Source organism: Pseudomonas sp. Sample_10, from assembly GCF_004321495.1.
Lineage (GTDB): Bacteria > Pseudomonadota > Gammaproteobacteria > Pseudomonadales > Pseudomonadaceae > Aquipseudomonas.
Map to the genome: position 1 here is coordinate 21356 of NZ_RCOE01000272.1, position 22236 is coordinate 43591.

The window sequence follows — 22236 nt, forward strand, 5'->3', positions numbered from 1 at the left end:
CTCCGTCCGTTGTCCACATATCAATCGCAAGGCTTCTGCAACGCCATTCCCCACTTGGTATTAAACCGTTTTATACACGCGCGCGCGTGCTGCCTAAGGGCTAATACCTTGGGGTTAGCCGCGGGTGAAAATGCCTTTTAAATCAAGAAGGGTGTGGCTGGAGAGGGAGAAGGCGAGGAGGGAGAAAACTTAAGTGATATATACACAATTGACCATGTTTGGGAGCCGAAAAGATCGCAGCCCCGCAGGCTGCGACCTGTTGATCTGTCAGGCAACCGGTCGCCAATGCCCGACCATGTGTTCAAGATCCCCAGCCCCGATCAATTGCAGATCACCACTGGACCCCGCCGCGCTGGAAAGCAATGCGACTTCGCTGGGCAGGCGAACCGGCTTTTTGAATTGCACCGCGATCTCGATGTTTGCCGCCGGCAGATGTTCGGCCAGCGCGGCCAATGTGCGGGCCTTGTTCCAAAGCCCATGGGCGATGGCCGATGGAAAGCCGAACAGTTTGGCGCTGGCCGAGCTCAGGTGAATCGGATTGTAGTCCCCGGACACCTTGGCGTATTGTCGGCCAATATCCGCTGGCGCCTTCCACTGGGCCACTTGCGTGAGCGTCAGCGTCGACGCCAACACTTCCTCCACGGGCTCGCCTTCGAGTTTGACCCCTCGGCACAGCATCTGGCTTTGCGCCTCCCACAGCGGCCCGAGTTGATCATCCAGGGTGGTCACCAGATCGAACGTCGCGCCTTTGGCATGGGGTTGCAAGTTTTCCACATGCACGCTGACACGCGCCCGATTGAGTCCACCCATGGGGCGCAGCACGCGAATGCGATTGCTCAGATGAATCAGCCCCAGCAACGGAAACGGAAAGTCCTTGGCAGTCAGCAATTGCATCTGCAAGGCGAAGGCGAGGATATGTGGATAAGTAGGTGGCAGCAGGCTGTTGTCGGCAAAACCGCAGACCTTGCGATAGGCCGCCAGACGCTTTGCATCGACATCGACCCAGCAGCGCAGGCCAGTGGTCGGCAAGCTGGTCCCCGTGATTTTTCGTCGCGTCGCCGCCTGTGCGTACAGTCCCGGCAGGCTGGGTTCGCGATTGAGTGTGTGCCAGTCGATGCTCATGCCTAAGCCCCCAAAACACTTTGCCCGCACACACGCAAGGCTTGCCCGGTGAAGGCCCCGGTGCCCGGTTGAGCCAGCCAGGCCACCGCTTCGGCAACGTCTTGCGGCAAGCCGCCCTGGCCCAACGAACTCATGCGCCGCCCGGCTTCGCGAAGGCCAAACGGGATGTGCGCGGTCATTTGGGTTTCGATAAAACCCGGCGCCACGGCGTTGATGCTGATACCCCGCGCTTGCAACAGCGGTGCCCAGGCTTGCGCCAGACCGATCAGCCCAGCCTTGCTCGCCGCGTAGTTGGTTTGCCCGCGATTACCGGCGATGCCGCTGATCGACGCCAACAGAATCACCCGGCCGTTGTCGCGCAGGGTGCCGTTATCGAGCAAGGCTTTGGTCAACACTTGTGGCGCGTTGAGGTTGACTGCAAGCACCGCGTCCCAGAATTCCGGGGTCATGTTGGCCAACGTTTTGTCGCGGGTGATGCCGGCGTTGTGCACCACGATATCGACCCCGTCGGGCAGTTGTTCGACCAGGTGCGCGGCGGCGTCTTCGGCGCAGATATCCAGGGTGATGCTACGTCCACCCAAGCGGGCGGCGAGGGCCTCCAGATCATTTTTGGCCGGTGGCACGTCCAGCAGAATGACGTCGGCACCGTCCCGGGCCAGGGTCTCGGCAATGGATGCGCCGATGCCTCGCGCGGCACCGGTGACCAGCGCCTTGCGTCCGGCCAGCGGTCGCGTCCAGTCCGTCACCGGCGTATCGCAGGGATTCAGGCGAATTACTTGGCCGGAAACGAACGCGCTTTTTGGCGAAAGGAAAAACCGCAGCGGGCCTTCCAGTTGATCCTCGGCCCCTTCGCCGACATGGATCAGTTGCAAGGTGCCGCCGCTGCGCAGTTCCTTGGCCAGCGAGCGACTGAAACCTTCGAGCGCACGTTGGGCGCTGGCGGCGAACGGGTCGGTCAAGGTCTGCGGGTCACGCCCGAGAATCACCAGGTGCGCACTGTGATCGAGGTTTTTCATCAATGGCTGGAAGAACTCGCGCAGCTGCTTGAGCTGATCGGTGTGCAGCAGATTGCTGGCGTCGTACACCACGGCTTTGAGTTTCGGGCCGTGCCCGGGAATCCACGCCGTCGCCATCGAGGGTTCCGTGCCGTAGCTGTAGATCGCGTCGGTCAGGCGATTGGCAAAGGCGCTGACGTTCTCCGCCAATGGCCCGCCGCCAATCAGCAGAGCACCCTCCACCGGACGCAGCCGACCGGCTTGCCAGCGCTCCAGCCGAGTCGGTGAAGGCAGGCCCAAGGCGCCGACCAGACGATGGCCGATGGATGAATTGGCAAAGTCGATATAGCGGTCAGACATGGAACGCGCTCCGAAAGCTGGGGTTCAAAGTGTGGACCACGAATGGCAATCAGTCGTTCGATCCACGAGATAAGGCCTACGCTTGAACCAGGCGGGATATAAATGACAACCGAATCCCTGTAGGAGCGAAGCTTGCTCGCGAAGGTGTATCAGTTGACATAAATGTAGCTGACACACCTTCGCGAGCAAGCTTCGCTCCTACAGAGGACGGTTTCCACATCGGATATTTCATCAGGGGATTTTCATGACTCAACTGCGTCGCGTCGCAATCATCGGCGGTAACCGGATTCCCTTCGCCAGGTCCAACGGGCCATACGCCACCGCCAGCAACCAGGTGATGCTCACCGCCGCGCTCGAAGGCTTGATCGAACGCTACAACCTGCACGGTCAGCGCATCGGCGAGGTGGTCGCCGGCGCGGTACTCAAGTTGTCGCGAGACATGAACCTGACCCGCGAATGCGTACTCGGCTCGCGCTTGTCGCCTGCCACCCCGGCCTATGACATTCAGCAGGCGTGCGGTACCGGACTGGAAGCTGCGTTGCTGGTGGCCAACAAGATTGCCCTGGGGCAGATCGAGTGCGGCATTGCCGGTGGCGTTGATACCACCTCCGATGCGCCGATCAGCGTCAGCGAAGGGCTGCGCAAAATCCTCCTGCAGGCCAACCGCGCCAAGAGCACGGGCGACAAACTGAAAACCTTTCTGCAATTGCGACCGCGCCATCTGATCCCCGAATTCCCGCGCAACGGCGAGCCGCGCACCGGTTTGTCCATGGGGCAACATTGCGAGTTGATGGCGCAAACCTGGAACATCCCCCGCGCAGAACAGGATCAACTGGCTCTGGAAAGTCATCAGAAGTTGGCGGCGTCCTATGCCGAAGGTTGGCACAACGATCTGATGACGCCGTTCCTCGGTCTGACCCGTGACAATAATTTGCGGGCTGATTCGACACTGGAAAAACTTGCCGCGCTTAAACCGGCCTACGAAAAAAGCGCCAAGGGCACGCTGACTGCAGGTAACTCAACGCCGCTGACCGATGGTGCGTCGCTGGTGTTGCTGGGCAGTGAACAATGGGCCAATGAGCGTGGCTTGCCGATTCTGGCGTACCTGCGTGACGGCGAGGCCGCGGCGGTGGATTTCGTCAATGGTGCCGAAGGCTTGTTGATGGCGCCGGTTTACGCGGTTCCGCGTTTGCTGGCGCGCAACGGCCTGAGCTTGCAGGACTTCGACTACTACGAGATTCACGAAGCCTTCGCCGCCCAGGTGCTGTGCACGTTGAAGGCCTGGGAAGATCCGCAATACTGCAAAACCCGCCTCGGCCTCGATGCTGCGCTGGGTTCGATCGATCGCAGCCGGCTCAACGTCAAAGGCAGTTCACTGGCGGCGGGGCATCCGTTCGCCGCCACGGGAGGGCGCATTGTTGCGAACCTGGCGAAACTGCTGGATGCGGCGGGTAAGGGAAGAGGGCTGATTTCAATTTGCGCGGCAGGCGGCCAAGGCGTGACAGCAATCATCGAGCGCTAAGGTCCCCGTAGGAGCAAAGCTTGCTCGCGATAGCGGTGAATCAGTCAGCAACAATTTGCCTGGCATTCCGCTATCGCGAGCAAGCTTTGCTCCTACAAAGAATTGTGGTGTTGATTCGATGGGGGACATGGCCTAACGTCCGCCCATCAGCCGCCTCGCAACACAAGGCCAGTCAATGCCGACCAACGGACAAATTTCCCTCGAACGAAGCATCCCGCCGATCACCGTGCTGCCGCGTCCGTTGTATGCCCGGGTCGAGAGCCTCAATGCCGGTTCATGGACCCCTTCCCATCGCCACGACTGGGTGCAGTTTTCCTATGCCATCAGTGGCGTTCTCGGGGTGCACACCGCTGAAGGCAGTTTCTTTGCGCCACCGCAGTGGGGCATCTGGATTCCAGCGGACCTTGATCACCAAGTGGTGACGTCGATGCGCGCCGAGATGCGCAGCCTCTATGTGCGACGTGAAGATTGCCAGTGGGCGGACGGGCGTTGCCGGGTGCTGGAAGTGACACCGTTGGCGCGGGAGTTGATCAAGAGTTTTTGTTTGCTGCCTGTGGAGTACCCGCAGGGCGACAGCCAGGAGGCGCGGTTGGTGAGTGTGTTGCTGGATCAATTGGCCGGGTTGCCGGAAGTCGGTTTTTCCCTGCCATTGCCTCGCCACGAACGGTTACTGGGTTTATGCAACGAGCTGATTGAAAACCCCGACCGCAACGTGACGTTGCAGGCATGGGCAGAGCGCCTGGGCACATCGGAAAAAACCCTGATGCGCCTGTTCCAGCGTGAAACCGGGTTGAGCTTCCGTGGCTGGCGGCAACGTGCGCGCTTGCTGTCATCATTGAGTTTGCTGGAAGAGGGTGACAGCGTGACCAATGTCGCGCTGGCTTGTGGATATGACTCGACGTCGGCGTTTATTGCGGCGTTCAAAAGTCTGTTCGGGTTTACCCCGGGAGAGTTGTTTCGGCAGTAAGGGCCCCATCGCTGGCAAGCCAGCTCCCACAGAGAATGATGTGAGCCGCATGATTTCGGCTCGACGCATAACCTGTGGGAGCTGGCTTGCCAGCGATTGACCGCGCAGCGGTCCGCCGGTCAGGTGCGGAAACGGCGCACCAACCCGTCCAGCTCATTGGACAACCCGGCCAGGCTCTGCGAATCCAGGCGCGCCGAGTTCGCCAGCTCAGCCACCAGTTGCGCATCGCCATGGATCTGGCTGATGTGCCGGTTGATGTCTTCGGCCACTTGGTGCTGTTGTTCCGCCGCGGTGGCGATCTGCGTGTTCATGTCGCGGATCACGTCCACCGACTCGCGGATCTGCCCGAAGCTGCTGCGCGCTTCGCCGATGCGTGATACCGACTGTTGCGACACTTCCAGGCTGGCGTGCATCTGTTGCGTCACCTGGCTGGTGCGCTTGGCCAGGTTACCCAGCAGCCCGTCGATCTCCGCGGTGGAGTCGGCCGTGCGTTTGGCCAGTGCCCGTACTTCGTCCGCTACCACCGCAAAACCACGACCTTGCTCACCGGCCCGCGCCGCTTCGATGGCCGCGTTCAACGCCAGCAGGTTGGTCTGTTCAGCGATTGAGCGAATGGTGCCGAGGATCGACTGAATGTCATTGCTGTCGCGCTCAAGCTGTTGCATCGATTGCGCGGACTGTTCGATTTCCTGGCTCAGGCGATCGACGCTGCTCACTGCCGCGTCGATCTGCTGCTGGCCTTCGCGGGCCTGACGCTGGCCACTGTCGGCGGATTCGGCGGCCTGGCTGCAGGAGCGTGCCACTTCGTTGGCGGTGGCGACCATTTCGTGGAACGCCGTGGACACCATGTCCACCGCTTCACGCTGGCGCCCGGCGGCTTCAGCCATATCGCTGGAAACCTGGGTCGAGCTTTTGGACGTGGCGAGAATCTTCGTCGCGGCACCGCCGATGCTCTGGATCAGGTTGCGAATCGCGGTGAGGAACTGGTTGAACCAGCTGGCCAGTTGCGCGGTTTCGTCGCTGCCACGGATCTGCAGGTTTTTTGTCAGGTCGCCTTCACCTTGGGCGATGCCTTCCAGGCCATCGGCCACGCTGCGGATCGGACGCACGATGACGCTGGCGAAACTGGCGCCGACCACGGCGAAGATCACCGCCAGCACCGCTGCAATGATCGCGATCAACCAGGTCAGCTGGGTCGCGGTGCTCATTACGTCGCTTTGCTTGATCAGGCCGATGAAGGTCCAGCCCAGTTGCTCCGACGGCCAGACGTTGGCCATGTAGCGCTCGCCATCGAGTTCGACTTCGACCAGGCCTTTGCCAGCCTTGGCCAGCTGCGCATAACCTTCGCCGAGGCTGCTCAGGGCCTTGAAGTTGTGCTCCGGTTGCTTCGGGTCCACCAGCACGGTGCCGGTGTTTTCCAGCAGCATCAGGTAGCCGGTTTCGCCAAGCTTGATCTGTTTCACCAGTTCGGTGAGCTGTTTGAGCGACACGTCGATGCTGACCACGCCGCCATTGCTGCCCAGCTTGTTATCGATGGTGCGTACGGTGCTGACGTAGGACGTGTCGTTTTCGGCCCAGTAATAGGCCTCGGTACGGAACGGCTTGCCCGGTTTTGCCTGGGCCGCCTTGTACCACGGACGCTGGCGCGGGTCGTAGTTGGCCAGCTTGGCATCGTCCGGCCACGACACGTAGCCACCGGCGGCGGTGCCGAGAATCGCGTAGGCATAGGATGGGTGAGCATTGCCCAGGTCCTGCAGGAAGCCGAAGATCTTTTTGTCCATCTCGCCTTGGGGGATGGTCTCGGCGTTGGCGGCCATGTAGGTCTTGAGGCTGTCGTCGGAATTCTTGATCAACGGTTGCTTGGCCAGGTACTCGACGTTCTGGCTGATACCGTCGAAAAACAGTTGCATGGCATTGCTGACCTGACGGATTTCTCGGCCGCTGCTGTCGACGAATCCGTCCTTGGCATCACTGCGCAAGTTCAGCACAACGAGGGTGGCGACCAGCACCACGGGCAAGCAGGCGATGATTGCAAACGCCCAGGTCAACTTCTGTTTGATGTTCATCCGCGCTCCAGATTTTCTTGTAGGCCCACGCAGTGCAGATGACTCGCGGATTTTTGGCAGCCGAAAACGTTCTTGGTCTACTCGAATCCTTGAGTGCGATGCGCTATTTGTTGGGGAAGCGTTTGTCGGACAATTCACTTTGTCACTTAGGACTTCGGCTGTTGTCGGAGGAAATTGAGGGGCGCCAGGAAAAATCCTGCGAAGCGCGGGAAGGCGGATGTTAGCTTCTGTCACAAATGCCCTCGCAGGCCCTGAAGAACAAGCGACACAGCCTCGGCTATGATCATTGGCGCCCGGCGATGGACGTCAGGTTTTTGTGAGGAATCCGGCACATTGTGTGCTTTGTGTTGCTCCTGGCAGTGTTCATAGGTCGGCCCCCCCTCCCACCGGTGAGTGGATTGCCGTATAACGAATGACTTTCGCGTGTTTGGTAATAAAGGACCCACAATAAAAGCTGATGAAGACTCCAAAACGCATTGAACCCCTGATCGAGGACGGTCTGGTCGACGAGGTGCTGCGCCCACTCATGAGTGGTAAAGAAGCAGCTGTTTATGTAGTGCGCTGCGGCAACCAGCTACGTTGCGCGAAGGTCTACAAGGAGGCGAATAAACGCAGTTTCCGCCAGGCAGCCGAGTATCAGGAAGGCCGCAAGGTGCGCAACAGCCGTCAGGCCCGGGCCATGGCCAAGGGCTCCAAGTTTGGCCGCAAGGAAACCGAAGACGCCTGGCAGAACGCCGAAGTGGCGGCGCTGTTCCGTCTGGCCAGTGCCGGCGTGCGGGTGCCCAAGCCGTATGACTTCCTCGAAGGCGTGCTGCTCATGGAGCTGGTGGCCGACGAATACGGCGACGCCGCGCCGCGATTGAATGACGTGGTGCTGGAGCCTGATCAGGCCCGCGAGTATCACGCCTTTCTGATTTCGCAGATTGTGCTGATGTTGTGTACCGGTTTGGTGCACGGTGACCTGTCCGAGTTCAACGTTCTGCTGACGCCGACCGGTCCGGTGATCATCGACTTGCCGCAAGCGGTGGATGCCGCGGGCAACAACCACGCGTTCAGCATGCTGGAACGGGATGTGGGCAATATGGCGTCGTACTTCGGGCGGTTCGCACCGGAGTTGAAAAAGACCCGTTATGCCAAGGAAATGTGGGCCTTGTACGAGGCCGGCACCCTGCATCCGGCCAGCGTCCTGACCGGCGAGTTCGACGAGCCGGAAGAGCTGGCCGACGTTGGCGGCATCATGCGTGAGATCGAGGCGGCGCGCCTGGATGAAGAGCGCAAGCAAGCAGCCCGTGCCGCTGACGATGCGCCAGCCAGCAAAACCGAAGAGCCGCCTCCGCCATGGATGCAGTGATCGGCTAAACAAAAACCCGGCTTCGGCCTAATGCTGTTCACTTAAGGGAAGAACACTGTACCCGTGGCGAGGGAGCTTGCTCCCGCTGGGGCGCGAAGCGGCCCTAAAAAGGACTGCTGCGCAGCCCAGCGGGACGGTGCGGCGATGCGACGAGCTCCCTCGCCACAGGATACTAACGTTCTCTTAAGTGAACAGCATTACGGCTTCGGCCGGGTTTTTTATGCACAACACACATCCTCCTGTAGAAGCTGCGATCAGGCGCAGCAGCCGGATTCGAGGCTCTTGAGAATCGGACAATCCGGGCGATGATCGCCCTGGCAGTGCTCAACCAGGTCCTGCAAGGTATCGCGCAATTGCCCCAACTCGCGGATCTTCTGGTTCAGTTCATCGATATGCTGGCGGGCCAGCGCCTTCACATCGGCACTGGCACGTTGGCGATCGTGCCACAGGGCCAGCAGCTTGCCGACTTCTTCCAGGGAAAACCCCAGGTCCCGCGAGCGCTTGATGAAGGCGAGGGTGTGCAAGTCGTCATCACCGTACACCCGATAACCGCTGTCGGTACGGTGGGCTGCCTTGAGCAATCCGATGGATTCGTAATACCGGATCATTTTTGCGCTCAGGCCACTGTGCCGGGCCGCTTGACCGATGTTCATCGATTGTTCTCCAAGTCTGCGGGTTTCCAGGTTTTCAACAGTAACGCATTGCTCACCACGCTGACGCTCGACAACGCCATCGCTGCGCCGGCCAGTACCGGGTTGAGGAAACCGAATGCTGCCAGCGGAATACCAATCAGGTTATAGACGAACGCCCAGAACAGGTTTTGGCGGATTTTCGCGTAGGTCTTGCGACTGATCTCCAGTGCAGCGGGCACCAAGCGCGGGTCGCCGCGCATCAGGGTGATGCCGGCGGCGTGCATGGCCACGTCGGTGCCGCCGCCCATGGCGATGCCGATGTCGGCCGCAGCTAAGGCTGGGGCGTCGTTGATGCCGTCGCCGACCATCGCCACCACGCCGGTCTGTTTCAGCGCAGCCACCGTCGCGGCTTTGTCCGCTGGCAACACTTCGGCGTGCACGTCTCTGATGCCCAGTGCCTGGGCAACCACGTTGGCACTGCCGCGATTGTCGCCGGTCAGCAAATGGCTGCTGATGTGCCGTGCGCTCAATTGCTGTACCGCTTGCAGAGCACCGGGCTTGAGCGTGTCGCCAAAGGCAAACAGGCCCAGCACCCGTGGTTCGGGTTTTTGTTCGATCAGCCAGGACAAGGTACGGCCTTCGGTTTCCCACGCTGCGGCGGATTCAGCCAGGGCACCGGCGTTCAGGCCGCTTTCTTCAAGCAGACGCCGGTTGCCCAGCGCCAGTCGTCGACCTTCAAGGGTGCCGGCAATGCCGCGTCCGGTCAGCGATTGGCTGTCGGTGACGTCGTCCACCTGCAACCTGCGTTCAGTACAGGCGTCCAGTACGGCTTTGGCCAAAGGGTGTTCACTGCCCCGTTGCAGCGCGCCGGCCCATTGCAGCAGGGTGGCTTCGTCACCGTCCACCGCACTCAAGTGCGCGATGCGTGGGGCTCCGGAGGTCAGGGTGCCGGTCTTGTCGAACACCACCGCACTGACTTCATGGGCACGTTCCAGCGCTTCGGCGTCCTTGATCAGAATTCCGTAACGCGCCGCCACCCCGGTGCCGGCCATGATCGCCGTGGGTGTGGCCAGGCCCAACGCACAAGGACAGGCGATCACCAGCACCGCAACGGCGTTGATCAGCGCCGTTTCCAGTGGTGCGCCATACAGCCACCAGCCGATCAGCGTCGCCAGGGCCAGCAACAGCACCACGGGCACGAAGATCTGGCTGACTTTATCCACCAGTTTCTGGATCGGTGCCTTCGCTGCCTGAGCGTCTTCCACCAGGCGAATGATGCGTGCCAACACGGTTTCCGCGCCGAGCGCCCGAGTGCGGACCAGTAATCGACCTTCACCGTTGATCGCACCGCCGGTCACTTTATCGCCGGGTTGTTTCGGTACCGGCAGGCTTTCACCGCTGATCAACGCTTCATCGGCATGGCTTTGGCCTTCGATCACTTCGCCGTCCACCGGAAAGCGTTCGCCGGGTTTGACCAGCACCAGATCATTCAAGCGCAGGGCACTGATGGCGACATCTTGTTCACGGCCATCGATTACCTGAATCGCCCGCTCCGGGCGTAACGCTTCGAGTGCGCGGATGGCGCTGGCAGTCTGGCGCTTGGCGCGGCTTTCCAGGTACTTGCCCAGCAACACCAAGGCAATCACCACCGCCGACGCTTCGAAATACAGATGCGGCATGCGTCCGGCAGCGATGGCCCACTCGTAGACACTCAAGCCATAACCGGCGCTGGTGCCCAGTGCGACCAGCAAATCCATGTTGCCGGCACCGGCGCGCACAGCTTTCCACGCCGCCACATAAAACCGCGCGCCGAAGATGAATTGCACCGGGGTGGCCAGGGCAAATTGCGCCCACGCCGGGAGCATCCAATGCACACCGAACGGTTGCAGGAGCATCGGCAAGACAAGCGGCAAGGCGAGGGTGATGGCCGCGATCAAGGCCCAGCGTTCGTGTTGCAGGCGGGACTGTTGATTGTCGGTTTGCGGGTGTTCGGCTTCCCGGACGCTGGCGCCATAGCCGGCCTTGGTCACGGCGCCGATCAAGGTTTGCGGATCGATCTGCCCGAGCAGTTCAAGATGAGCGCGCTCGTTCGCCAGGTTGACGCTGACGCTTTTCACCCCGGGCACTTTGGTCAGCGCACGCTCGACGCGGCCGACGCAGGACGCGCAGGTCATGCCGTCGATGTTTAATTCAAGGGTTTGCTGTGGCACGCTGTAGCCAGCCTTTGCCACGGCATCCATCAAGGCTGGCAGGCTATCGGCTGGCGCCTGAACCCGCGCCTGTTCGGTGGCGAGGTTGACGCTCACGGCGCTGGCCCCGATGACCTTGCTCAAGGCGCGCTCGACACGGCCGGCGCAACTGGCACAGGTCATGCCGGCAATCGGCAGATCGAACGTGGTGGAATCGGACATCGGTCGCACTCCCTGTAGTAGATGTCTACAGGATCAACCTTGCCATGCTGGCAAGGTCAAGCGCAAAGTTTTGCCTATGCAGGAGCGAGGCTTGCCCGCGAAGGGCGCGCCACATTCAATAATCGATATCGAATGAAATGACCCCTTCGCGGGAAAGCCTCGCGCCTACAGGGTGGTGGTCTTCAGTAACCGAGCCCTGCGCGCTTCAGGTACATCCCTTCCTGCGTCATCGCAATCCGGTACTTGAGCACATCGCCCGCCCGGAGCTGAATGTCCTGCGAGCCCGGCGCCAACATGCCCGGATTGCAGCCAGGCACCTGACCCGGCAGCAGTTTGAGGCGCAGAGACACATTGCCCGGCGGCAGATTGAATGAGGTGCTTTGTTCCTGGAACAGCCGCGCCGCCAATTGGTCCTGGATGTACACGCCGATTTCGCAGCTGGTCGCGACTTCCAGGCGCTCGCGGGAAATTATCAGCACGCCATAGTCCTCCCCGGCGGCACTGGCCGACGGCACGGCGGCGAAAAGGCTGAGGAAGCCAAACAGGCTGAAAACTGACCAGCGCATGGCTGAATCTCCTGAGATCGAGTCATTGATGCTCGCAGCTTGGCCGAGCGCGACGATGATTGCCAGCCCGGCAGATCACTTCAGAACTTGACCTTGCCATGGTGGCAAGCTCGAGACTGTACTCAACCTCATTCAAGAGCCACATCCAGGGAGTTTTCCATGCAAGTGTTCAATGTTGAAGGTATGTCCTGCGGTCATTGCGTCAGGGCCATCACGGAGGCCGTTCAGGCTAAAGATCCTGCGGCCAGCGTACGGGTCGATCTGGCGGCGAAAGAGGTCGGCGTCGAGAGTGCCCTGACAGCGCAACAGGTGATCGAGGCGATCAGCGAAGAGGGCTATGGCGCCAAACTCGCCTGATCTTTTTAATAGTTAGCGAGCTATCGTAATGTTCAAGGCGTCCATGCGCGGCTAGACTGTCGGGCTGCCGACTAATGCCCCTGGGTGCCTGATGAACTTCCGTACCATTCTGATTCTTGGCGCGTTAAGCGCTTTCGGTCCATTGGCGATCGATTTCTACCTGCCGGCTTTCCCGGCCATGGCGCTCGCGTTCGGTACGGATGAAAAACACGTTCAGCTGACATTGGCCGCCTACTTCCTCGGCCTGTCCATCGGCCAACTGGCTTACGGGCCGGTGGCGGATCGTTTCGGGCGGCGCATTCCTTTGCTCACCGGCGTGGGGCTGTTCACCGCCGCTTCGCTGGCGTGCGCCTATGCGCCGAACCTGGAATGGCTGATCGGTGCACGTTTTGTCCAGGCATTGGGCGGATGCGCGGGAATGGTGATTTCCCGGGCGATCGTCAGCGACAAATGCGACGCGGTGGGTTCGGCGAAAGTGTTTTCACAGCTGATGCTGGTGATGGGGCTGGCGCCGATTCTGGCGCCGATGCTCGGCGGCCTGTTGGTCAATACGACGGGCTGGCAGTCGATCTTTCTTGCGCTGACCGGTTTCAGTGCTCTGGCAGGGTTGGCTGTGGCACTCGGCTTGCCCGAGAGCATGCCGGCCCATTTGCCACGCCAACCGCTATCGGGGGCGTTGCGCCAATATGCTCGGCTCTTGAAAGAACCGGTGTACCTCGGCCACGCGTTGACCGGTGGTATCGCCATCGCCGGGATGTTTTCCTACATTGCCGGTTCACCGTTCGTCTTCATCAAACTTTATGGCGTTCCGGCCGAACATTTCGGCTGGTTCTTCGGTGCCAATGCCGCGGGTTTCATTCTGGTGGCGCAGGTCAATGCGCGTTTGCTGGCCAAGCGCGGGCCGGCATTCCTGCTTGCGCGTGCCGTGTGGGTCTACCTGGGTGCCGGCCTGACTCTGCTTGGCGTCAGTGCATTGCACACGACACAGCTGTGGCCGTTACTGATCCCGCTCTTTGTCTGTATCGCCAGCCTCGGCTGCATTCTGCCAAACGCATCGGCGTGCGCCATGAACGGCCAGGGCGCTCGCGCCGGCAGCGCTTCGGCGATGCTCGGATGCCTGCAGTTCAGCGTGGCCGCCGGTGCTGCCGCGCTGGTGGGAGTTCTGCACGACGGCAGCGCCATGCCGATGGCCATGGTCATCAGCCTGTGTGCAATTCTGGTGGTGAGCGTGGCGATGTTCACCCGGCGTTTGCAAAATGCCCGGGCAATGGCGCAAGCCCCGGTTTAAGGGTCAGCCGGCAGCACGCTGTGGTTGGAGTACGGGGATTGAGTGAGGCGCTTGAATGCGTGATTCCAGGGTGCGCATGAAATTGCGGGCTTCGGACTCGCTGCGGAACGTTACGACATGTTGATCCAGGCGGACTTGCCACTGGGATTTTGCCAATTCTTTTAACAGGATCTTCATTACCGAATTCCTCTTGTAAAAGATGTCTCGTAGAAGGTGGCCTCGCAGGAGATTCGATTGTAGACCTGAATGCGATCGCTATCGTGACAGGGCATAACTGTCGGACTGACGGTTTGTAACAAAACACATCGCAGGCTCTGGGGCGGCCTGCGATGTTTTTTACCGGTGGTTAAAACCCTTCCAGCACAATCTTGCCCTTGGATTTGCCGCTTTCCAGCAAGGCATGTGCACGGCGCAGATTCGCCGCACTGATGGTGCCGAAATGTTCGCCTACCGTGGTTTTCAATGTGCCAGCATCGATCAACTGCGCCACGCGGTTGAGCAGATGGTGCTGCTCGATCATGTCCGCCGTTTCAAACAGTGAGCGGGTGTACATGAATTCCCAGTGCAGCGACAGGCTCTTGCGCTTGAGCTTGGTTACGTCGAGGGTTTTCGGATCGTCGATCAGCGCCAGTTTGCCTTGCGGTGCCAACGCCTCGACCAATTGATCCAGGTGATGATCGGTCTGGGTCAGACTGGCAACGTGAGTGACCTGGTTGATGCCTGCGCGCTTGAGTGCTTCGCTCAGTGGCTGGCTGTGATCGATCACGTGATGGGCGCCCAGTTCTTTCACCCAGCTTTGCGTCTGTGGACGTGAGGCGGTGCCGATGACGCTCAGCCCGGTAAGCTGCCTGGCCAGTTGCGTGAGAATCGAGCCCACTCCACCGGCCGCGCCGACGATCAGCAGGCTTTGGTTTTCGTCTGTATTACCTTCGGGCACTTGCAGGCGTTCGAAGAGCAACTCCCAGGCGGTAATCGCGGTTAACGGCAGGGCGGCGGCTTCGGCGAAACCCAGGGTTTTCGGCATATGGCCGACGATCCGCTCATCCACCACGTGCAGTTCGCTATTGGCACCGGAGCGGGCGATGGAGCCGGCGTAGAACACCTTGTCGCCGGCCTTGAACAACGTCACTTCGCTGCCGACCGCTTTGACCACACCGGCCACGTCCCAGCCCAGCACTTTGGCTGCGCCGCCTTCAGGCTGGACGTTCTGGCGGACCTTGGTATCCACCGGATTGACCGAAATCGCTTTGACCTCCACCAACAGATCACGCGGCCCGGCGACCGGCTCAGGCAGTTCGATGTCCTGCAGGGATTTTTCGTCGCTGATTGGCAGGGACGCGTAATAGGCAATGGCTTTCATGTGTGGCTCCGCAACATTAAGAGAACAAGCTATCAGGCGATCGAGCGCAGGCGCGTGAGTTCGAAGTGTTCGAGAAAATCAGGGGCCTTGGCGCGAAAGTTCTGGATGTGCGCACTGTCGTCATGGGCTTGCAGGGCTTCGTCGCTGCTCCACTTCTCGATCATGTAGAAGGCAAGGGGATTGGCCAGGTCCTGATGCAGGTCATATTGCCCGCAACCGGCTTCGGCTCGGGTCGGTTCCACCAGCGCTCGCAGGTGTTGCTCGAGGGCATCCTGTTGGCCGGGCTTGGCGATGAGGGTGGCGATAGCGGTAAAGGGCTGGGACATCTGCGACTCCGGAGCGGGTGATTTCGATGGGCAGATGATTGGCTATTTCTCCTGAAGATAAAAGCCGTTAAAAGAGCAGTCTCTTTCAATATTTTTTTGATAATTGGGTGTTGGGATGCTGCGTTTCGATGACTTGCAGTTGTTTGTTCGGGCTGCGGACCTGGGCAGTTTGTCGGCAGCTGCACGGGGTATGGACATGTCGGCAGCGGTGGCCAGCGCAGCGTTGAAACGCATCGAACAGCAACTCGGTGCCCGCTTGCTCGCCCGTTCGACCCGCAGCCTGCGTTTGACCGCTGAGGGGGAAGGCTTCCTTGAATACGCCCGGGCAGCGCTGAGCAACCTCGATGAAGGCCGGCGTTTGCTGGCCAGTGGTCAGGATCAGGTCAGTGGCGTGTTGCAGCTGTCGGCGCCGTCAGACTTCGGTCGCAACCTGCTGTTGCCGTGGCTGGACGAGTTTCAGCGCGAGCACCCGAAACTCACCGTGCGTTTGCTGTTAGGCGATCGCATCGCCGATCTGTTCCGGCAACCGGTGGACATAGCCTTGCGTTACGGCGAGCCAGAAGACTCCAGTCTGGTGGCGCTGCCTATCGCCCCGCAAAACCGCCGCGTGTTATGTGCGGCGCCGGGTTATCTGGCCCGGCATGGCGAACCGCGGCAACTGGAGCAGTTGGCGCAACACAATTGCCTGCTGTTCATGCTTGGCAGCCGCGTTCACGATCATTGGAGCTTTCACGATGGCAAGCGGGAGATCGGTTTGACCGTCAGCGGCGACCGTTTCAGCGACGACGCCGATGTCGTGCGGCTGTGGGCGGTGGCGGGGGCTGGCATCGCCTACAAGTCTTGGCTGGATGTTGCCGGGGATGTGCTTGCCGGTCGTTTGAAAATACTGATGCCTGAGCTGGTTTGTGAGCGCGCACCGCTGAATCTGTTGTGCGCCCATCGCGCACAATTGAGTAAGCCAGTGAACCTGTTGCGGGAAATGCTTGCCAGTCGATGCGCAAAATTGAGCAGTCATTTTCCGGGGTTGGCGGGTATCGATGATTAGTCGCAGTTAAAAAGCGAAATTTCCCTCAGGAACTATCACCACCAACGGTTTGCGGAGGGCAGGAACCGGCCGTCAACCCGCCTATACTAGCGCTCGCCCGAAGTACCCACCGTCGATCGCGATGGCGAAGCCCCGCTGGCGTCGGCCTGGTCACGCGTCCCAATGCCTGCCCTCTGTAACAGATACCCGGTGATGGCTTGGGTGAGCAAAGACTTTGCCCGGGCTATGGCGGTTTCTGCGTCTTGGCCGACGACACATTACTGGTCAAGATGTCTCTGAGCAGTAGACGAAACGATTCAACAGGGAGTGAATACATGGAACATGCACCTTGCATCAGCCAGATAGCCACCTTGCTGGCTGACCCAAAGCGCAGCGCAATGATGTGGGCCTTGATGGATGGCTCGGCGCGTCAAACCGAAGAGCTGGCCTTGTTGGCCGGCCTTTCTCCTTCTTCGGCCAGTGCACACCTGGGGCGTTTATCCGCCGGGGGACTATTGAAAGTCGAGACCCGAGGGCGCAAGCGGTTTTTCCGTCTGTCAGCCCCTGAAGTCGGTGCCGCGATCGAAGCACTGGCCAGCGCAACACTGGCCAGCGCGCCGCAGGACATTCCGGACATTTTCAAACGCTCCGCTCCCCTGGCCAAGCCGCAGGCTCTGCGCTCATCGATGTTGCGCGCGCGACTGTGCGGCGACCATCTGGGCGGAACCCTGGCGGCTGATCTTTATCAGCGTTTGCTGGATGCGGGGTGGATCGAGCAGTTTGATCATCGAGTGACGATCACCCTCAAGGGCTCCAACGAGTTGGCGACACGCGGTGTATATATTCAGGCGCTTGCCCATCGTCAGGGCAAGGCGGCATGTGCTTGCCCGGACTGGAGCGAGAGACGTCCACACATGGGCGGGTCATTGGGCGCTGCGTTGTTGCAGTTGTTCATGCAGTCGGGCTGGTTGAACCTGCCCAATGATTCGCGTGCCTTGCAGGTCACCGCCGCCGGGCAACGTGAAATCCAACGCTTCGTTGAGCAAACCGAGCTGGAAATGGCTTTTTAACGGCCTGACATCAAACCTGTGGAAGCTGGGTAGCCAGCTCCCACAGAGGCTGTTTTATCCGTCAGGGTTTTACCAATCGCGCATCCAGGCTGTTCTGCGCCAGGCGCTTGGCCTGGTCTTGAGTCATGCCCAAATGCGTGTGCAGCGCATGGAAGTTCTCGGTGACATAACCGCCAAAGTACGCCGGGTCATCGGAGTTCACGGTCACTTTCACGCCGCGTTCGAGCATGTCGAGAATGTTGTGCTGCGACATGTGATCGAACACGCAGAGCTTGGTATTGGACAGCGGGCACACGGTCAGCGGAATCTGCTCGTCGATGATCCGCTGCATCAGGCGCTCGTCTTCGATGGCGCGCACGCCATGGTCGATGCGCTGGATTTTCAGCAGGTCGATGGCTTCCCAGATGTACTCGGGCGGGCCTTCTTCACCGGCGTGGGCGACGGTCAGGAAGCCTTCGTCACGGGCTCGGTCGAACACGCGCTGGAACTTGCTCGGCGGGTGGCCCATCTCGGAACTGTCCAGGCCCACGGCGACAAACGCATCGCGGAACGGCAGCGCCTGGTCGAGGGTTTTCTGCGCTTGTTCTTCGCTCAGATGGCGCAGGAAACTCAGGATCAAACCACTGGTGATACCCAGTTGCTGCTCGCCATCCTTGAGTGCGGCGGCGATGCCGTTGAGCACCACTTCAAACGGGATGCCCCGGTCGGTGTGGGTCTGCGGGTCGAAGAACGGTTCGGTGTGAATCACATTCTGTTCTTTGCAGCGCAGCAGGTAAGCCCAGGTCAGGTCGTAGAAATCCTGCGACGTGCGCAACACATCGGCACCCCGGTAATACAGGTCGAGGAATTCTTGCAGGTTGTTGAAGGCATAGGCCTTGCGCAAGGTTTCGACATCGCTCCACGGCAGGGCGATCTTGTTGCGGTCAGCCAGGGCGAACAGCAATTCGGGCTCGAGCGAACCCTCCAGGTGCAAGTGCAGTTCTGCCTTGGGCAGTGCGTTCAGCCAGTCGTACATAATTCTTTTCTCATCAGGTGCAGATGGCGGACATTCTACAGGTGCTGGCGCGAACAATTGGCAAAACCTGACCAGCCGGTTCACTACACGGCTTCTTGCTCCCGTCGATAAGCATAGGTATCGGCGAAGCGCGAGAGCAGAAATTGCGCGCACGTGGTGGCCGGGTATTTCGCCGGATGCAATTCGTCCTGACACCCCGGCAGGCATTCGATGCGGGTGTCCGGGTGCGGTTCGGCGAAGAATGGCATCGAGTAGCGGTCCACGCCGAGGGGGCTGATCACCCGGTGCGGCGTCGACAGGTAACGGTCGTTGCTCCAGCGCGCCATCATGTCGCCGAGGTTGACCACGAACGTGCCTTCGATCGGTGGCGCATCGATCCACTCACCTTTGACATTGCGCACTTGCAAGCCGCCGGCAGCATCCTGGTAGAGCAGGGTGATACAACCGTAGTCGGTATGGGCCCCGGCACCTTGTTGTTCTGCGCAGCTGGCGGTATGGCGCGGCGGGTAGTGAATCAGGCGCAACACGCTGACCGGCTCGCTGAAGCGCGTATCGAAAAAATCCCGTTCAATGCCCAGTGCCAAAGTCATTGCCCGCAAGAGGGTCTGCGCCAAGGCCTGCATGTCGAAGTAATGCTGTTCCATCAGCGTTGCCCAACCGGGCAGTGACGGGTGACGGTTGGGGCCGCGCAAGGGTTTTTCCGCCAGCACGTCTGGATGGTCGGCGGGCAGATGCAGGCCCATGTCGAAAGTCTCTTTCAGATCGCTGGGTTTGCCCGGGTCGAGTTGTTCGGTGGCGATGGCGCCGTAACCACGATGGTGGCGGGTCTGGGTAATGTCGATCTTGAGCTTTTCGGCGGTTGGTTGGGCGAAGAAGCGTTTGGCACTTTCTAGCAGCGCGTCGATGCGTTCGGCGCTGATCGGGTGACCCTTGATGTAGAAAAAGCCCCACTCGCGGCAGGCGTGGTCGATTTCAGTGGCGACGGATTGCCAGGCGGTTTGGTCGTCACTGTACAGCGGGGCGATGTCGATGATCGGAAGACTGTTCATGCACAATCCTTGAAAACGTTAAGATGTGATCGTTCCCACGCTCCGCGTGGGAATGCCTCAACGGACACTCTGCGTTCGGCCTTTTGGGACGCGGAGCGTCCCGGGCTGCATTTCCACGCACAGCGTGGGAATGATCAGATGTTCCGTCATCGCCTGCAGGCTGGCTCCCACAGGGTTTGTGTGGGGGGCAAATTTACTTCGGCATCTCGGCCTTCATGCCTTCCACGTAATAATTCATCGACGCGAGCTGCGCATTGGTCGCGCTCACACCGGCAGGAATTTTCTCGGCCCCGGCCTGATCCTTGATCGGGCCGGTGAACGGATGCATTGCACCGCTCTTGATGTCGGCGATGATCTGCTCGGCTTCTGATTTCACTGCGGCCGGTACCAGGTCGCTGATGGGCAGCTCAACCGTTCCTTCCTTCAAACCGCCCCAATAGTCCTGGGACTTCCATGTGTGGTCGATCACGCTTTGGGTTGCCTGAATGTAGTGCGGTGCCCAGTCGTTGACGATGGAAGTCAGCACGGCTTTCGGCCCGAAGTGCGCCATGTCCGAAGCGTAGCCCACGGCATATACGCCGCGGCGTTCGGCCGCCTGGATCGGTGCCGGGCTGTCGGTGTGCTGGAAGACCACGTCCACGCCCTGGTCGATCAGCGCGTTGGCGGCGTCCGCTTCTTTACCCGGATCGAACCACGAGTTGACCCACACCACTTTGATCTCGGTGCCGGGGTTGTATTTGTTCAAGGCCAGTTGAATGGCGTTGATGTCGCGGATCACTTCCGGGATCGGGAACGAAGCGACGTAGCCGATTTTCTTGCTCTTGGTCATTTTCGCTGCGAGGAATCCACCGACGTAGCGCCCCTCATAGGTGCGTGCCAGGTAAGTGCCCAGATTCTTGTCCTGTTTGTAGCCGGTGGCGTGTTCGAAGATCTCGTTGGGAAACTGCTTGGCGACTTTCAACGTCGGATTCATGTAGCCGAAGGACGTGGTGAAGATCAGGTCGTATTTATCCTTGGCCATGTTGCGGATCACCCGCTCGGCGTCAGCGCCTTCAGCGACGTTTTCCACGTAGTTAGTGGTGATCCGGTCGCCGAACTTTTCCGCCAGTGCCTTGCGCCCCTGTTCATGCTGATACGTCCAGCCGTGGTCACCGATCGGACCGATATAGACGAAGCCGACTTTCAGCGGATCGGCAGCACTGACGGTCAGGCTGGCGCCAAGACCGATGGCCGCGACAACGGCGCCAAGCAGCTTCTGCAACGGACGTTTGTGCATGAATCCAACTCCATTTTGTTTTGAGGTTGGCAGGGGCAATGCAAATTGCTGACCAATAAGACAACAAAGTCGTGAAAGCGCGTTACGCCCATCGCGAGCAAGCTGTGCTCCTACAGGATCGGGTTGCTTTTGCAGGAGCAAGGCTTGCCCGCGATGAGGCCGTCCGGGTCGATAAAAGTGCAGGGTCTGGCCCGGCTGCCATTCACTGGTGCGCTAAGGTTTAACGAAACGTTAGCGCCGCACCGCAGTCAGTGGCTTATCGCACCCCACGGCAAAAGGCCCGCCATGCTCACGATTTTCAAGCAAGAAAGCTTTCTGCTACTGGCCTTGATCGCCGCCATCGTTGCGTTCCCGCTGGAACACTGGCTGCTGCACAGCGGCCAGATGGTCGCGCTGATCGGCGGGCTGGTACTGATTGCCTTCATCGTCGCCGCGTCCATGCGCGTTGCCCATCAGGCCGAATTGCTCGCGGAAAAAGTCGGCGACCCCTACGGCACCATGATCCTGACCTTGGCCGCCGTGCTGGTGGAAGTGGTGATCCTGGCGATCATGATGAGTAACGAAGCCTCGGCGACCCTGGTGCGCGACACGATTTACTCGGCGGTGATGCTCGACATCAACGGCATCCTCGGCCTGGCGGCGTTGATGGGTGGGCTCAAGCACGGCGAACAGTCGTACAACGATGATTCTGCGCGCAGCTACAGCGTGATGATCCTCACCGCCATGGGCGTTTCCATGGTGGTGCCGGAATTCATTCCCGAAGCCAACTGGAAGCTTTATTCGGCGTTCACCATTGGTGCGATGGTGGTGCTTTACACATTGTTCCTGCGCATGCAGGTCGGGCCGCACAGTTATTTTTTCAGTTACAGCTACCCGGACAAGCGCCGCAAGAAAACGCCCATGGACGAGGAACCGACGCCGGTCAACCTGACGCTGTCGATCGGCCTGCTGGTGTTGGGTGTCGTAGTGATTGGCGCGTTGGCCGAGGTGATGTCCAAGACCCTCGACCTGGGCCTGGAAGGAGCGGGCGCGCCGCCGGTGGTCACGGCAATTCTGGTGGCGGCGATCTCGGCGGCGCCGGAGATTCTGACCGCATTACGCGCGGCATTGGCCAACCGTATGCAGTCGGTGGTGAACATTGCCATGGGGGCGTCGTTGTCGACGGTGATCCTGACGGTGCCGGTGATGGAGGCCATGGCGCTCTACACCGGCCAACCCTTCCAGATGGCCATGACCCCGGTGCAGACCGTGATGATCTTCCTCACGCTGATCGTCAGCGCGATCAACCTCAACGATGGTGAAACCAATGCCATCGAAGGCATGACTCACTTTGTGCTGTTCGCGACATTCATCATGTTGTCGTTGCTGGGTCTTTGAACCGCCAGAGAAACCTGTGGGAGCGGGCTCGCCCGCGATGAGGCCGTCACATTCAACATCTCTGTTGGCTGACAGTCTGCTATCGCTGGCAAGCCAGCTCCC

General features: G+C 60.2%; 20 protein-coding genes. 8 read left to right on the forward strand and 12 right to left on the reverse strand.

The window, feature by feature from the left end; translation table 11 throughout:
- Positions 1–267: 267 nt before the first annotated feature.
- Positions 268–1122 (reverse strand): MaoC/PaaZ C-terminal domain-containing protein, encoded by an 855-nt coding sequence (locus tag D8U18_RS25665; protein WP_131108904.1) that lies wholly within the window; start codon positions 1120–1122, stop codon positions 268–270.
- 2 nt (positions 1123–1124) lie between these two features.
- Complete coding sequence (locus tag D8U18_RS25670; protein WP_056852501.1) at positions 1125–2477, reverse strand: 3-oxoacyl-ACP reductase; 1353 nt, start codon at positions 2475–2477, stop codon at positions 1125–1127.
- Positions 2478–2721: 244 nt separating this feature from the next.
- Between D8U18_RS25670 and D8U18_RS25675 the strand changes: the two genes are divergently transcribed.
- Both D8U18_RS25675 and D8U18_RS25680 read left to right on the forward strand, forming a co-directional pair.
- The gene (locus tag D8U18_RS25675; RefSeq protein WP_131108906.1) at positions 2722–3999 is read left to right on the forward strand and encodes an acetyl-CoA C-acetyltransferase; all 1278 of its coding nucleotides are present in this window, start codon (positions 2722–2724) and stop codon (positions 3997–3999) included.
- 175 nt (positions 4000–4174) lie between these two features.
- Positions 4175–4966, forward strand: a complete 792-nt coding sequence (locus D8U18_RS25680; RefSeq protein WP_056852503.1) for a helix-turn-helix transcriptional regulator — start codon at positions 4175–4177, stop codon at positions 4964–4966.
- A 119-nt stretch (positions 4967–5085) separates the two neighbouring features.
- On the opposite strand, the gene D8U18_RS25685 is transcribed toward D8U18_RS25680, so the two are convergent.
- A complete protein-coding gene (locus D8U18_RS25685; RefSeq protein WP_131108908.1) occupies positions 5086–7032 on the reverse strand; it encodes a methyl-accepting chemotaxis protein in 1947 nt (648 codons plus the stop codon).
- A gap of 457 nt (positions 7033–7489) precedes the next feature.
- On the opposite strand from D8U18_RS25685, the gene D8U18_RS25690 reads away from it, so the two are divergent.
- A complete protein-coding gene (locus D8U18_RS25690) occupies positions 7490–8383 on the forward strand; it encodes a PA4780 family RIO1-like protein kinase (protein ID WP_056852506.1) in 894 nt (297 codons plus the stop codon).
- Positions 8384–8637: 254 nt separating this feature from the next.
- Here D8U18_RS25690 and cueR read toward each other — a convergent pair whose 3' ends face one another.
- From cueR to D8U18_RS25705, 3 genes are all read right to left on the reverse strand, one after another.
- Positions 8638–9036, reverse strand: a complete 399-nt coding sequence (gene cueR / locus D8U18_RS25695) for a Cu(I)-responsive transcriptional regulator (RefSeq protein WP_130907150.1) — start codon at positions 9034–9036, stop codon at positions 8638–8640.
- The gene (locus tag D8U18_RS25700) at positions 9033–11426 is read right to left on the reverse strand and encodes a heavy metal translocating P-type ATPase (protein ID WP_131108911.1); all 2394 of its coding nucleotides are present in this window, start codon (positions 11424–11426) and stop codon (positions 9033–9035) included. Before D8U18_RS25700 ends, cueR begins: the two co-directional genes overlap by 4 nt.
- 182 nt (positions 11427–11608) lie before the next feature.
- Positions 11609–11992: a hypothetical protein gene (locus D8U18_RS25705; protein ID WP_056852509.1), complete on the reverse strand. Its 384-nt coding sequence runs from the start codon at positions 11990–11992 to the stop codon at positions 11609–11611.
- A 159-nt stretch (positions 11993–12151) separates the two neighbouring features.
- Between D8U18_RS25705 and D8U18_RS25710 the strand changes: the two genes are divergently transcribed.
- Both D8U18_RS25710 and D8U18_RS25715 read left to right on the forward strand, forming a co-directional pair.
- Positions 12152–12349 carry a cation transporter gene (locus tag D8U18_RS25710; protein WP_056852510.1) on the forward strand — a complete coding sequence of 66 codons (198 nt, stop codon included), beginning with the start codon at positions 12152–12154 and terminating at the stop codon, positions 12347–12349.
- Between the two features lie 91 nt (positions 12350–12440).
- Positions 12441–13637 (forward strand): multidrug effflux MFS transporter, encoded by a 1197-nt coding sequence (locus tag D8U18_RS25715; protein ID WP_056852511.1) that lies wholly within the window; start codon positions 12441–12443, stop codon positions 13635–13637.
- A 3-nt stretch (positions 13638–13640) separates the two neighbouring features.
- On the opposite strand, the gene D8U18_RS28835 is transcribed toward D8U18_RS25715, so the two are convergent.
- The 3 genes from D8U18_RS28835 to D8U18_RS25725 all read right to left on the reverse strand — a co-directional run bounded on the left by D8U18_RS28835 (position 13641) and on the right by D8U18_RS25725 (position 15323).
- Complete coding sequence (locus D8U18_RS28835; protein ID WP_177336546.1) at positions 13641–13814, reverse strand: hypothetical protein; 174 nt, start codon at positions 13812–13814, stop codon at positions 13641–13643.
- Positions 13815–13983: 169 nt separating this feature from the next.
- Positions 13984–14997 carry a zinc-binding alcohol dehydrogenase family protein gene (locus D8U18_RS25720; RefSeq protein WP_131108913.1) on the reverse strand — a complete coding sequence of 338 codons (1014 nt, stop codon included), beginning with the start codon at positions 14995–14997 and terminating at the stop codon, positions 13984–13986.
- Between the two features lie 32 nt (positions 14998–15029).
- Complete coding sequence (locus D8U18_RS25725; protein WP_056852513.1) at positions 15030–15323, reverse strand: putative quinol monooxygenase; 294 nt, start codon at positions 15321–15323, stop codon at positions 15030–15032.
- Between the two features lie 115 nt (positions 15324–15438).
- Here D8U18_RS25725 and D8U18_RS25730 point away from each other — a divergent pair, with 115 nt between their 5' ends.
- Together D8U18_RS25730 and D8U18_RS25735 are read left to right on the forward strand one after the other, a co-directional pair.
- The gene (locus tag D8U18_RS25730) at positions 15439–16368 is read left to right on the forward strand and encodes a LysR family transcriptional regulator (protein ID WP_056852514.1); all 930 of its coding nucleotides are present in this window, start codon (positions 15439–15441) and stop codon (positions 16366–16368) included.
- Positions 16369–16682: 314 nt separating this feature from the next.
- Positions 16683–17417 (forward strand): helix-turn-helix transcriptional regulator, encoded by a 735-nt coding sequence (locus tag D8U18_RS25735; RefSeq protein WP_056852515.1) that lies wholly within the window; start codon positions 16683–16685, stop codon positions 17415–17417.
- A gap of 61 nt (positions 17418–17478) precedes the next feature.
- On the opposite strand, the gene D8U18_RS25740 is transcribed toward D8U18_RS25735, so the two are convergent.
- The 3 genes from D8U18_RS25740 to D8U18_RS25750 form a co-directional block, all read right to left on the reverse strand.
- Complete coding sequence (locus D8U18_RS25740) at positions 17479–18432, reverse strand: adenosine deaminase (RefSeq protein WP_131108915.1); 954 nt, start codon at positions 18430–18432, stop codon at positions 17479–17481.
- Positions 18433–18515: 83 nt separating this feature from the next.
- A complete protein-coding gene (locus tag D8U18_RS25745) occupies positions 18516–19481 on the reverse strand; it encodes a 2-oxoglutarate and iron-dependent oxygenase domain-containing protein (protein ID WP_131108917.1) in 966 nt (321 codons plus the stop codon).
- A 193-nt stretch (positions 19482–19674) separates the two neighbouring features.
- A complete protein-coding gene (locus D8U18_RS25750) occupies positions 19675–20757 on the reverse strand; it encodes a BMP family ABC transporter substrate-binding protein (protein WP_056852518.1) in 1083 nt (360 codons plus the stop codon).
- A 285-nt stretch (positions 20758–21042) separates the two neighbouring features.
- On the opposite strand from D8U18_RS25750, the gene D8U18_RS25755 reads away from it, so the two are divergent.
- Positions 21043–22134, forward strand: coding sequence for a calcium:proton antiporter (locus tag D8U18_RS25755; protein WP_131108919.1), 1092 nt, complete (start codon positions 21043–21045; stop codon positions 22132–22134).
- Positions 22135–22236 lie beyond the last annotated feature (102 nt).